A 12,765-nucleotide genomic window follows, 5' to 3' on the forward strand; every position below is an offset into this window, starting at 1 on the left:
AAAGATGGTTGTGGCAAAGATAAAGATGGTTGTGGCAAAGACGGTTGTAGTGCGGGCGGTTGTAACTATCAAATGCTGACTACTACTTAGTATCCATGAGGAGGACAGGATAGATGAAAGTGACAAAAACAAAATTGGCGGGTGTGGTTATCCTTACACCGGAAGTATTTGGCGATCATCGCGGTTTTTTTATGGAAAGCTGGTCTAAACGAAGAATGGAGGAAGCAGGGCTGCCGTATGATTTTGTACAGGATAATCATTCTTCTTCTACCATAAAAGGAACGCTGCGAGGCATTCATTTTCAACGGGGAGAATGGAGTCAGGCGAAACTTGTGCGCTGTACACGGGGGGCTGTTTTGGATGTGGCGGTAGATCTGCGCAAGAGCAGTCCGACATATACGCAATGGGTAGGAGTAGAACTAAGCGAGAAAAACAAACAGCAGCTGCTTATTCCCCGAGGGTTTGGACATGGATTTGTGACGTTAACGGATGATGTGGAATTTATGTATAAAGCAGATAATTATTATGCTCCACAGGCAGATGGCGGTATCCGCTGGAATGATCCGGATATTGGTGTGGATTGGGGGATAGATGATCCTATATTATCGGATAAGGATACTAAAAATCCATTTTTCCAACAGATTAAAGAACACTTAGATTTTTGATTTCGTATTATTCATATTGTAGCAGGTCATTTTATGCTATAATAAATTATATAATATATTTATTGCAGACTGCTGCCATGCAATCCGACAGAAACGCAGAGTAAGTATTAGCAGATAGAAGGGAATGGCACATGATGGAACAAAAACAGCTGACATTGAAAGAAGCGAGCATGCGATTGTGGAAAAAGAAATTTTGTTTTTCCGGCAGGATATCACGGGATGAGTTTTGGCTGGGGATGGTTTCGTTGCTTATTTTAGAGATGATTTTATCCCATTTGACATACTTATGTGTGGGAACGGTATCGGTTCTTTTTTATCCTGCGTATTTGGCAACTATATCAAAAGGATTGCTGATTCTTGCGGGGATTTTTGGGATTTTGCTGGTATTGGTGGGTATTGTTGGGATTGCATCTATTACACGCCGTCTGCATGATATAGGAAAAAGTGGCTGGTGGCAGCTGATATTGATTATTCCTTGTATCGGCATGTTGATTATCTTTTTCTGGACGTTGTATATATCTGATCAGGATAATCAATACGGAAAAGCTCCCTATATGCAGGACTAAGGCATACGTTTGCGGGTTTCATATTTTACGAAAAAGGATTGATCATAATCATGAAGGAACTTACATATGCAGAATTTATAACAGTACTGACAGATATCGTGTATGATAGAAAGGATGGTATTTGTGACTATATTGTTAAAGATTTGCAGGGAGAACCGGCAGACTATATCTTGATGAATCTGCTAGAATACAGTTTTTATAAATACTGGGCATTATATACGTCTATTCATGCAGAGCTGATAAATAATAAAAAGGTTCCTGTTCATTCTGATTATTATATATTTTTAAAAAAATATATTCATACGGAAAAAGAGTTGAAAAAAATATTTGAGACGGTATTAGGAAAATTAGATAAGCGGTATGCGCAGGATGAAGATATTCCTGAACATATAAAAAATGGGTTCCAAGAAGTGTGTGCTATTCGATTTACAGAATATGATGCTGTTCCCAAGGCATCTGATTCCACGAATCTTATGGCGTATTTTGATGCGATGAAACGTATATTCATGAAGCATGTCCAACAAGATAGTGTACTCGGCAGCGGAACGTTGGATATTTTAACATATGGGAACCGCGTATCGGCTTATCTTAATAATACCTTTTCTATGGTCAGCAGCAGAGTATATTATCATCCGACATTTCTTGATAAACATAGGCCTGTTGTAAAGCTTATATCAACGACTTTTTTCTTTTTTGTGATTCTTTTTCTATTACGTCATTTTTTAACCTCTGAAAAGGGAGATGTAGTGAATACGGCTTTACATAGCATAACCAACGGTGTTGCATATGTGGTTATCGGGATTTTTGTTCTTTTTTTGATTGGATTTGCTGTAAAGATCGTAATGAACAAAGGTAAATAAAATATACTGGCTATTTTGCGATATGCTTTTTTTTCAGCAGTCCTTTCTATAAGAGGACTGCTGTTTTTACGCAGATATAATAAGCATGACGGTTACTTCTTGTTTAGTTTACGCAGTAATGGTATTATAGTATTTGCAAAAGATTACCTATTCAGGAGGATTTTATGTTTAAACATGTATTATTTGATTTAGACGGAACACTTACTGATTCGCAGGAAGGGATCATCAAATCCGTCGAATATGCATTAGTCAAAATGGGAATAGATACAACAGGGAGATTGGATCCGGACGTAGTTGTCGGACCGCCGTTGATGCACACTTTTATGGAAACCTATGGATTTTCCAGGAAGATAGCCGAAAAAATATATGAATATTTTCAGGAACGGTATTCAACAATCGGAAAGTTTGAAAATCGTCCGTATGATGGGATACTCGATTTGTTAAAGTTGTTGCATGAACAGGGAATATATTCGTACTTGGCAACGTCTAAACCACAAATACATGCACAGGCAATTGTTGAGAAATTTGGGATTTTTCCATATTTGTCCATGATTTCCGGCAGTCAATTGGGAGGTACAGAAGACAAGGCATTAATGATCAAGCGTATACTTGATAGTATTGATTCCCGTGATGAAGGAACTGTTGTCATGGTAGGTGATCGTAAATATGATGCCATCGGTGCGCATAATCAACATATACCGGTCATTCTCGTGGAATATGGCTATGGATCGGAAGAAGAATGCAAAGCAAGCAGACCCGATTATATAGCTCCATCTGTAGCTGCGCTGACGGATATATTACTTATGCATTGATAAAAAGAAAAGGGGTATATATATGAAATTGGAGGTACATTCTGTTTGTAATGGGTTTCACGTGGATCGTTCCATGTATGTTAAGGAAATAAATAGTCAGGCCTATAGCTTGACTCATATAAAGTCCGGAGCTCGGGTTTTATATTTAGCTAATGATGATGATAATAAAGTTTTTTCCATTTCTTTCAGAACTCCGCCCACGGACAGTACCGGAGTTCCGCATATTTGTGAACATTCTGTACTTTGTGGCTCACGTAAATTTCCACTTAAGGAACCTTTTGTCGAACTTGTCAAAGGATCATTGAACACTTTTCTCAACGCTATGACGTTTCCTGATAAGACAATGTATCCCGTAGCCAGCCGTAACGCAGCTGATTTTAAGAATCTTATGGATGTGTATTTGGATGCTGTTTTTTTCCCCAATATGCTAACGGATGAAGAAGTCCTGATGCAGGAAGGCTGGCATTATGATATGGATGCGGCGGATGCTCCGCTGACCTATCGCGGAGTAGTCTATAATGAAATGAAAGGGGCATTTTCTTCTCCGGATGCACTGATGGAACGACATGTCATGGAAAACCTTTTTCCACAAACGGCATATGGCGTAGAGTCCGGCGGGGATCCGGATGATATTCCCCATTTGACACAGGAGGCTTTTGTGGCATTTCATGCCAAGTTTTATCATCCTGCTAACAGTTATATTTTTCTTTATGGGGATATGGATATAGAAAAAACACTGGAGTTCATAGATGGCGAATATCTTAATAAATTTGATTGTATAACGGTAGACTCGGAAATCCACCGGCAAGCTCCCGTGGCTAGCATGGTAAAGTCATACCCGTATGGCATTGCTTCTGATGATAATGAGGAAAGTAAGACATTACATACACTGACATATGTTATTGATGATGCATTGGATCCAACACTGGGACTGGCTTTTAAAGTACTGACCTATGTGTTGCTGCAGTCTCCGGCAGCTCCTCTCAAAAAAGCACTGTTGGATGCGGGTGTTGGTAAAGATGTATCTGGTGATTTTCAAGATGGCATTCTTCAGCCGGTTTGGTCGGTGTCTGTGAACGGTTCTGAAAAAGAAGCGCAAGAAAAAATTATTCCTGTTGTACAAAATGTGTTGACAGATATGATTAAAACAGGGATTGATAAGACCCTGCTTACCGGGGCTTTGAACCGTACGGAGTTTGCACTGCGTGAAGCAGATTTTGCGGGTCGTCCCAAAGGTCTGATTTATGGAATCCGCTGCATGGATACATGGCTTTATGGGGGAGATCCTTTAGATACGCTGGCCTATGAACATGATTTACAGGTGTTGCGTCAAGGCATTGAAACCGGATATTATGAACGCCTTATGGAAAAGTATATTTTAAAGAATCCGTATCATGTTTTGATTACAATGGTTCCGGAAAAAGGTTTTACAGAACGGCATGATCAGGAAATCGCAGATTCATTGGAAGCATATAAAGCAACATTGCCAAAAAGTGAAATTGATCATATTGTAGCCAAATCTCAAGCATTAAAACAACGGCAGGCAACACCGGATTCCGCAGAAGCGTTGTTGTCTATTCCTACATTGCAGCGCAGCGATTTGGAATCGAAAGCAGAAGATGTAGTATTTCATGTCGAAGACATGAATGATGTTCCTGTTTGCTATGTGCCTGATTTTACAAATGGTATTGCCTATATAAATGCCTACTTTGATTTATATGGTTTTTCACGGAAAGAGTTATCTTATATATATCTTTTAAGTGACCTGATCGGTGATCTGGATACGACGTCTCACAGCTATGGCGACTTGGCATCACAGATTGATTTATATACGGGGGGGATGGATTACAGCGTGTCAGCATATTCTGATATTCAGAATAATGAAGCATATACGCCGGTATTCCAGATAAAGACCAAAGTGTTAAGTCAAAATATTTCTAAACTGTTAGACTTGATGAAAGAGATTTCCCTGGGTACGACATTTACCAATGCACAGCGTCTGCGGGAACTTATTGAAGAGACAAAATCCGGATGGGATATGGATGCGTTCCGCCGCGGTCATATTATTGTGATGCATAGGGTGTTGTCTTATCTTTCAGCTGTGGAAGGATTTTGTGATGCCGGGGAATTTTCTTATTATGAATTTATTACGGCAGTGGCTAAACAAGCAGGTCAAGATATAACGAAAATAGCCGACGGCTTGTCCCATGTTATGAAAAAAATATTTACCCAGTCTCGGATGACGTTGGAAATTACGGGCAGTGAAGAAGATAAGAAAATAGTCAAAAAACTTCTGCCTGAATGGCTGGCACAGATGCCTTTGGGAGAGAAAAATACAGCGCTTTGCGATTTTTCTCATAATAAGAAAAATGAAGGAATCATGACTAGCGGCAAGGTGCAGTATGTTGCTAAAGGAGGGAATTTCCGCCAACACGGTTTTTCCTATACAGGTTCCTTACAAGTACTGGAAACCATCTTGCAGTACGGATATTTGTGGACAAAAATTCGTGTACAAGGCGGAGCATATGGGGCTTTCGCTAAATTTTATACGAATGGGGATATGGTGTTATGCTCATATCGCGATCCTAATTTAAAGAACAGTATCCAAGTATACGATGAATTAGCGGAATATTTGTCTGCTTTTGATGTTTCAGAACGAGAAATGACTAAATACGTTATTGGTACATTAAGCCGTATTGATATTCCCTTTACACCATCATTACGGGGAGCGAAAGCGATGAATCGGTATTTTACGGGAAATACACAGGAAATGGTGCAACAACGCCGTGATGAACTTTTGGCGACGACCGTTTCTGATATTCGGGCATTGGCACCTTTAGTTAAAGCCGCTATGACTGATAATTGCTTATGTGTCATGGGGAGTGAAACTGCTATTCGTCAGGATAAAGAACTGTTTGGAGAGCTTATTTCATTACCGGATTAAGAGGTGGGCATATGCGAGGTCGTTTTGCACCGAGTCCGACAGGGTATATGCACTTGGGAAACGTTTGGACTGCCTTTCTTTGCTGGCTGCAGGTACGGCGTCATAGCGGTACTTTAGTGCTGCGCATTGAGGATATTGATGAACAGCGTTCGAAGAAAGAATATATGCAGGCATTGCTTTACGATTTACACTGGCTGGGATTGGATTGGGATGAGGGGCCTGATATAGGGGGAAGGCAGGGCCCCTATGTGCAGCAGGAACGATATGATTTGTATAAACGGGTGTTACATCGTTTGCGGCAATTAGGCTTACTTTATCCGTGTTATTGCAGCCGGACTCGGCTGCAATCTGTGGGAAGCGCACCTCATATAGGTGAATTGAGTGTTTATGATGGACATTGTTATGGTATGAGCGAAGAAGAAAAATGTAGAATGACTAAAGCTCCATCCTGGCGAATTCATGTCCCGGCACTGAATATTTCGTTCACTGATGGAATTTTAGGATTACAGAAGGAAAACTTAGCGGATACGTGCGGTGATTTTATTGTACGTCGTGCTGATGGGATGTATGCGTATCAGCTGGCAGTCAGTGTTGATGACGGAGCGATGGGGATTACGCATGTTGTCAGAGGACAAGATCTTTTGTCTTCAACAGCACGACAGATATGGCTGCTGCGGCTTTTGGGATATGATGTACCGCAATATACCCATGTTCCCATGCTGGTAGACGAAGAAGGAAATCGGTTGTCAAAACGGCAACAGGGAATTACAGTGCGTCAGCTTCGAGAGCAAGGTGTAGCGGCTAATGAAATTTTATCGTATTTGGCATATCAGGGCGGACTTATTGAACACTATGAAAACTATGATAAAACGCAGCTGTTGCAATACTGCCGGTTTGATAAACTGACATCTTCTGCAGTTTTGATACATTCCAATTTGCGCCAGCATATTTTTGCATTATCTAAAAAATAGCAGTATATATAAGAAGGTATGGGAAGTCACTATGTGCAGACATGGTGACTTTTTTTGTATACATAAAAATTTTTTTCTATTTTTTCCTATTTATGTTGTCATATAGTGGGAAATTGTGGTAAAATGTGGTAAAAAGTAGTGAAAGGAGATGACAGCATTATGTTTATGGGTGAACATTCGCATACAATTGACGCGAAAGGTAGATTGATATTGCCGGCTAAGTTCCGTGAAGAATTGGGTAGTTCATTTATTGTCACCCGTGGACTGGAAGGCTGTCTTTCTGTATATACCATGGAATCGTGGACGAATTTTGCGCAGGCCATGCAGAAATTTACTACTTCAAAGGGGAATGTACGGGCTTTTAAGCGCTTTGTTTTTGGCAGTGCCGCCGAAGTGGAATTTGATCGGCAGGGACGTATCCTTATACCGGGAAATCTACGTGAATATGCTCATTTGGAAAAAGAAGTCGTTGTACTGGGAACGGGAGACAAAGTCGAAATTTGGAGCAAAGCCGTATTTGACGAATATAATGCAAAAACAGTGCCGGAAATGGAAGATATTGCGGAAACACTGGATAATTCTTTTGACATTAACTTTTAGGAGGCTCTATGGAATTTCATCATGTGAGCGTCCTGCTCAATGAAATGATAGATAATATTATAGGTGATCCGAATGGAGTATATGTAGACTGTACTCTTGGCGGCGGCGGCCATTCCAGGGCGCTTGCCGAACGATTGACCGATCAGGCAACACTTATTGGCTTAGATCAGGACAGTGAGGCCATAACTGCAGCTGTCAATACGCTTAAAGGCACTGCATGCCGATTTATTCCGGTGCAGCGTAATTTTCAGGATATTGGACATGTTCTTGATACGCTTTGTATTGAAAAAATTGACGGAATTATGTTTGATTTGGGCGTATCCAGTTATCAGCTGGATACACCGGAACGAGGATTTTCTTATATGCAGGATGGTCCTTTGGATATGCGAATGAATCAATCACAGAAACAAAGTGCGTATGATGTGGTTAATACATATAGTGAAGCGGATTTATATCGAATTATTAAAGACTACGGAGAAGAACGGTGGGCTAAACGGATCGCATCTTTTATTGTAGCGGCCCGGAATGAAAAACCGATATGCCGGACCGAGGAACTTGTAACAATAATTAAAAAGGCTGTACCGGCAGGTGCCCGTAAAGATGGACCGCATCCTGCCAAAAGAACTTTTCAAGCGATTCGAATTGAAGTAAATGATGAATTGGGAATTCTTAAAGATACGTTTGAAACAGCGGCAGAGCGTCTTAAAACAGGGGGCCGTATCGCTGTCATTACCTTTCATTCACTGGAAGATCGTATTGCTAAACAGACGTTGAAACGTATGGCGACTAACTGTATTTGTCCTCCGGGCATGCCTGTATGTACTTGTCATCACCATGCTATTTTGAAGGTATCTCGTCATGCTATTGAACCGGGAGATAAAGAGTTAGAATGCAATCCGCGTGCACGAAGCGCAAAATTGCGTGTTGGGATTCGTATATAATATACCAGACGTATATGGATATATATTTTATAATTTGATCGGATGTGGTATAATATGCTAGCCAGAAAAGCAGGTTATTATAATTATCAAAATCAGAGCACGCGGACAATTGCCGTTCATTATACCGGAGATGCCGCATACGGTACGAGAGCTGAAGAACGTAAATTTTCCCAGGTTTTATGGAAAACATTTGCTTTGATTGCCATTATAGGTATCTTGCTTTTGGCACATGTGGCTATTTCGGCAGCCGCAGCGAATAGCGGGTATAATTTGATGCGGGAAAAACAACAGGTACAACAATTTTATCGTGAAAATGAAGATTTACGATTGGATATTGCCAAAATGGAATCGCCGGACCGGATTTATTCTATGGCGACGCAAAAATTGGGAATGGTTGCACCGGGGCAGGTGCTGTATGGCCCTTCATATGCAAAGAGCAGCGTGGGGAAACACGTAGGTAAATAGAGCAATATGGGCAGCCTTTTTCCGTAAGGCTGCTATTTGTATTTTTTGAAAATGGCTTCATTCGAACCGAGATTAGTTGTTTAGGAGGAAATTGTGATGAAAACAATAGGGGAACTTTGTAAGATAATTAATGGAATATATAATATTAAAGGTAATGCCGAAAAGAAAATTACGGGTATTTCTTCCGATTCCAGAAAAATAGAACCAGGCGATTTATTTATCTGCTTGCCTGGCGTGCATGTTGATGGATCTGTTTTTGCCAAGCAAGCAGTGGAAAAAGGTGCGGCTGCCGTTCTGACAACCAAACATCTGGATTTGCCGCCGCAAGTTGTACAAATTACAGTGCACAATATTCATGAAGCGATGGAGGATGTTGTTCCGTATTTTTATGATTATCCCGGTAAAAAAATGCGGATGATAGGTGTTACAGGAACAAATGGGAAAACAACGACAACGCATATTATTGCTCATATTTTGCGCAGCGCCGGATATCATGTCGGCGTTATTGGAACTATTCATGCCCTTATTGACGATAAAGAATTGCCTATTCATAATACGACGCCGGATGTTGTAGAATTACAACAATTTTTGTCGCTTATGTATGAAAAAGGAATTACCCATGTGGTTATGGAGGTCTCGAGTCATGCGTTAGCTATGAACCGTGTGGCAGGGTGTGAATACGATACGGCGGTGTTTACGAATTTGACACAAGATCATTTGGATTATCATAAAACCTTTGCAAATTATCTGGCAGCTAAGGAAAAACTTTTTCAAGGATTAAGTTCTGGTGAACATGTTAAAGATAATAAGACTGCCATTGTTAACATTGATGATCCTTATGGAAAAGATATTCTCGGTGTTTGCCATTGCAAGACACTGACATATGGAGTTGAAAAGGAAGCAGATCTTAAAGGCGCTAACTTAAAAGTAGAGTTAAAGAGTTCATCCTTTGATGTGACAGGACCGTTTGGAAGTGTTTCCCTCCATATGCAGATTACCGGATTATTCAATGTATATAATACCTTAGCGGCTATTGGGGCTGCACACGCAGAAGGAGTTTCTACAGAAATTATTGATAAAGCGATTCAAACATTTCATTCGGTACCGGGACGCTTTGAACTTGTAGAAGAAGGGCAAGATTTTGCAGTTATTGTTGATTATTCGCATACGCCGGATAGCCTGGAAAAGGCACTTACAACAGCTCGAGCAATGAATCCGAAACGAATTATTGCCGTATTCGGATGTGGGGGTGATCGGGATCGGACAAAACGTCCTATTATGGGGCGCATTGCTGCAGAATATGCAGATATTCCTATTGTTACATCTGATAATCCACGTTCGGAAAACCCGGAAGATATTGTTAAGGAAGTAGAAAAGGGTGTATTGGAAGGGATAAAAGAAGGACAGCATCATGAAGTCATCGTAGATAGACGATCGGCTATTTACCGCGCGGTAGCAATAGCTCAAAGCGGGGATATTATTTTGATTGCCGGGAAAGGTCATGAAACGTATCAGATTTTGAACAGCGGTACTATTCATTTTGATGACCGTGAGGTAGCGCGTGACGCGATAAAGGGGAGATAAACATGGCAACCTTTACGATACAAGAAGTTGAGAAAGCAACGGAAGGAACACTGTCTTATCCGATTAAAGAAGACATGATTTTTTCTAAAGTAGAAACGGATACAAGAAATATAAGTCCAGGATCGCTGTTTGTTGCGTTAAAGGGTGAAAAGTTCGATGGGCATGACTTTGTATGCCAAGCGCGTGATAATGGGGCAACGGGTGCGATTGTACAGGAATATAGAGAAGAATATAAGAAAGATAACTTTGCTGTTATTCTTGTTTCCAATACGTTAACTGCATATCAGGGGCTGGCACGGTTCCACCGGCGGCGTTTTGATATTCCCATCGTAGCTGTAACCGGTTCTGTAGGTAAAACGACGACGCGTAATATGATAGCATCTGTTTTGGCACAGAAATTTACTGTTTTGCAGACAGCAAAAAATTTTAATAATGAAATTGGGTTACCGAAGACATTGCTGCAGCTGACGAAAGATCATGGGGCTTGCGTGGTGGAAATGGGAATGCGCGGGCTGGGACAAATTGCTGATTTGGCTGCTGTAGCGGAACCAACGGTTGGCGTTGTGACCAATGTGGGTAAAAGTCATATCGAATTGTTGGGATCTCAGGCCAACATTGCCAAAGCGAAAAGTGAATTAGTCAAAGCTCTTACGGAAAACGGAGCGGCGATTTTAAATCAGGATGATCCGTATACTGCGGCCATGGCTGATTTGTGCAAGGGAAAAGTTGTCAGTTTTGGCTTGGGTAATGATGCCGTTATACAGGGAAACCGCATTTTTATGGATGAGCAGGGAGTACATTTTACGTGCCGCTGCTTTGATGAAATGTTTGATGTGTTGATTCCGGCATTGGGAGAACACAATGTCTACAATGCATTGGCCGCTATTTCTGTAGGTCGGATACTAGGACTTTCAGATAGAAAAATGCAAAAAGGATTGCTTGAATATCAGAGTGAAGCAATGCGGCAGGAACTGATACGCATTGGATCGTATACGTTTATTAATGATGCCTATAATGCAAATCCTGCGTCGATGCAGGAAGCAGTCAGAACGCTTGCACAGCTTGGAAAGGGACGCAAAATTGCTGTTCTTGGCGACATGTTAGAGTTAGGTGAGTGGGCACAGAAGGAACACGAAAAAATTGGCATTGAGGCTGCTGCGTTAGGCATTGATGTTGTAATCGCCATGGGATCTCTTGCTGGTTATATTGCGGCGGCGGCTGAGAATGCCGGATTGACCCAGGTTTATACGGTAGAAAGTCATGCGGCAGCGGCGGCTTGTTTGAAACATATTCTCCAGCCGGAAGATACAATCCTTCTTAAAGGATCACGAGGAATGGCAATGGAGAAAATACTGCCTTATTTTGAAGGGAAGTCATGCGAATGTTAAATACGCTGATCTATGGATTTGCAGTCAGCTTGGTCATAGCACTGGTATTGGGTCCGTTTGTGATACGGGAATTAAAATCCTTTCACGCTCGCCAATCGGAGCGGGAAGAAGGACCGGCGAGCCATAAAATAAAAGCGGGAACTCCAACGATGGGAGGCGTTTTAATTTTAACGGCTTTAGTGGTATCTTGCTTGGTTTTTGATCCGCTGGATCTGCGTAAGGGATTAGCTCTGTTTTTGACATTAGGCTATGGCGCAATTGGTTTTTTAGACGATGGAATCAAGTCATTGAAGCATCGAAACCTAGGTCTTACGGCAAAGCAAAAATTGATAGGGCAGTTTATTATGGCGGCTATATTCTGTGGTATTTTAAAAGTATATTTGGATTTTCCAACGACGTTATGGATCCCATTTACAAACTGGCATGTTGAAATTGGGATATTCTATTATTTATTTGTTTTTGTGATGATTGTCGGCACGAGTAATGCCGTGAATCTTACCGATGGATTGGATGGCTTGGCGGCGGGTTCTTGTGCGATTACTTCTGTGGCGTATGTAGTTATTGCCGTGGCGCTGGGATATATTAATTTTGCCGTATTTTGCGCATCTATGGCCGGAGCTTGTTTAGGCTTTTTGTTTTATAATCAGCATCCGGCGAAAATGTTTATGGGGGATACAGGTTCCTTAGCCTTAGGGGGCGCGCTGGCGGCAATGGCCATTCTTACGAAAACAGAATTGCTGCTTATTATAGCGGGCGGACTGTATGTGATCGAAGCATTATCGGTCATTATACAGGTCATTTCCTTTAAGACCCGCGGTGTCCGTGTTTTTAAGATGAGTCCGATCCACCATCATTTTGAATTATCAGGGTGGAGCGAAGTGAAAGTCGTTACGGTTTTTTGGAGTTTTTCAGCCATAATGGCAATTATTGCTATTATTATTGTATTGTCCACGACTAATTAATAATTAA

Annotated in this window: 12 protein-coding genes; all 12 read left to right on the forward strand. The window is 41.2% G+C overall.

The genetic code is table 11. The features are described from left to right. The first annotated feature begins 113 nt into the window (after positions 1 to 113). Complete coding sequence (rfbC, locus tag NXG62_RS00995; RefSeq protein WP_427113197.1) at positions 114 to 665, forward strand: dTDP-4-dehydrorhamnose 3,5-epimerase; 552 nt, start codon at positions 114 to 116, stop codon at positions 663 to 665. A gap of 131 nt (positions 666 to 796) precedes the next feature. After that, positions 797 to 1,231 (forward strand): DUF805 domain-containing protein, encoded by a 435-nt coding sequence (locus NXG62_RS01000; RefSeq protein WP_427113198.1) that lies wholly within the window; start codon positions 797 to 799, stop codon positions 1,229 to 1,231. A 50-nt stretch (positions 1,232 to 1,281) separates the two neighbouring features. Continuing rightward, positions 1,282 to 2,091, forward strand: a complete 810-nt coding sequence (locus NXG62_RS01005; protein ID WP_427113199.1) for a hypothetical protein — start codon at positions 1,282 to 1,284, stop codon at positions 2,089 to 2,091. A 164-nt stretch (positions 2,092 to 2,255) separates the two neighbouring features. Beyond that, entirely contained in the window at positions 2,256 to 2,903 is a 648-nt protein-coding gene (locus tag NXG62_RS01010; protein ID WP_427113200.1) for an HAD hydrolase-like protein, read from the forward strand. A gap of 22 nt (positions 2,904 to 2,925) precedes the next feature. Continuing rightward, positions 2,926 to 5,847: an insulinase family protein gene (locus tag NXG62_RS01015; RefSeq protein WP_427113201.1), complete on the forward strand. Its 2,922-nt coding sequence runs from the start codon at positions 2,926 to 2,928 to the stop codon at positions 5,845 to 5,847. 11 nt (positions 5,848 to 5,858) lie between these two features. After that, complete coding sequence (gene gluQRS / locus NXG62_RS01020; protein WP_427113202.1) at positions 5,859 to 6,818, forward strand: tRNA glutamyl-Q(34) synthetase GluQRS; 960 nt, start codon at positions 5,859 to 5,861, stop codon at positions 6,816 to 6,818. A 159-nt stretch (positions 6,819 to 6,977) separates the two neighbouring features. Next, the gene (gene mraZ / locus NXG62_RS01025) at positions 6,978 to 7,418 is read left to right on the forward strand and encodes a division/cell wall cluster transcriptional repressor MraZ (RefSeq protein ID WP_427113203.1); all 441 of its coding nucleotides are present in this window, start codon (positions 6,978 to 6,980) and stop codon (positions 7,416 to 7,418) included. Positions 7,419 to 7,426: 8 nt separating this feature from the next. After that, positions 7,427 to 8,359: a 16S rRNA (cytosine(1402)-N(4))-methyltransferase RsmH gene (gene rsmH / locus NXG62_RS01030; RefSeq protein ID WP_427113204.1), complete on the forward strand. Its 933-nt coding sequence runs from the start codon at positions 7,427 to 7,429 to the stop codon at positions 8,357 to 8,359. Between the two features lie 54 nt (positions 8,360 to 8,413). Next, a complete protein-coding gene (locus NXG62_RS01035) occupies positions 8,414 to 8,824 on the forward strand; it encodes a septum formation initiator family protein (RefSeq protein WP_427113205.1) in 411 nt (136 codons plus the stop codon). Between the two features lie 96 nt (positions 8,825 to 8,920). Further along, on the forward strand, positions 8,921 to 10,408 hold the full coding sequence (locus NXG62_RS01040) for a UDP-N-acetylmuramoyl-L-alanyl-D-glutamate--2,6-diaminopimelate ligase (RefSeq protein ID WP_427113206.1): 1,488 nt from the start codon (positions 8,921 to 8,923) through the stop codon (positions 10,406 to 10,408). A gap of 2 nt (positions 10,409 to 10,410) precedes the next feature. Beyond that, a complete protein-coding gene (locus NXG62_RS01045) occupies positions 10,411 to 11,796 on the forward strand; it encodes a UDP-N-acetylmuramoyl-tripeptide--D-alanyl-D-alanine ligase (RefSeq protein WP_427113207.1) in 1,386 nt (461 codons plus the stop codon). Further along, positions 11,790 to 12,758, forward strand: coding sequence for a phospho-N-acetylmuramoyl-pentapeptide-transferase (gene mraY, locus NXG62_RS01050; protein ID WP_427113208.1), 969 nt, complete (start codon positions 11,790 to 11,792; stop codon positions 12,756 to 12,758). Before NXG62_RS01045 ends, mraY begins: the two co-directional genes overlap by 7 nt. Positions 12,759 to 12,765 lie beyond the last annotated feature (7 nt).

The organism is Megasphaera sueciensis, assembly GCF_050219315.1.
GTDB lineage: Bacteria > Bacillota > Negativicutes > Veillonellales > Megasphaeraceae > Megasphaera_A > Megasphaera_A sueciensis.

Coding starts and splice junctions, on each gene's coding strand:
- rfbC (WP_427113197.1), top strand. CDS start 114: ATGAAAGTGACAAAAACAAAATTGGCGGGTGTGGTTATCCTTACACCG.
- NXG62_RS01000 (WP_427113198.1), top strand. CDS start 797: ATGATGGAACAAAAACAGCTGACATTGAAAGAAGCGAGCATGCGATTG.
- NXG62_RS01005 (WP_427113199.1), top strand. CDS start 1,282: ATGAAGGAACTTACATATGCAGAATTTATAACAGTACTGACAGATATC.
- NXG62_RS01010 (WP_427113200.1), top strand. CDS start 2,256: ATGTTTAAACATGTATTATTTGATTTAGACGGAACACTTACTGATTCG.
- NXG62_RS01015 (WP_427113201.1), top strand. CDS start 2,926: ATGAAATTGGAGGTACATTCTGTTTGTAATGGGTTTCACGTGGATCGT.
- gluQRS (WP_427113202.1), top strand. CDS start 5,859: ATGCGAGGTCGTTTTGCACCGAGTCCGACAGGGTATATGCACTTGGGA.
- mraZ (WP_427113203.1), top strand. CDS start 6,978: ATGTTTATGGGTGAACATTCGCATACAATTGACGCGAAAGGTAGATTG.
- rsmH (WP_427113204.1), top strand. CDS start 7,427: ATGGAATTTCATCATGTGAGCGTCCTGCTCAATGAAATGATAGATAAT.
- NXG62_RS01035 (WP_427113205.1), top strand. CDS start 8,414: ATGCTAGCCAGAAAAGCAGGTTATTATAATTATCAAAATCAGAGCACG.
- NXG62_RS01040 (WP_427113206.1), top strand. CDS start 8,921: ATGAAAACAATAGGGGAACTTTGTAAGATAATTAATGGAATATATAAT.
- NXG62_RS01045 (WP_427113207.1), top strand. CDS start 10,411: ATGGCAACCTTTACGATACAAGAAGTTGAGAAAGCAACGGAAGGAACA.
- mraY (WP_427113208.1), top strand. CDS start 11,790: ATGTTAAATACGCTGATCTATGGATTTGCAGTCAGCTTGGTCATAGCA.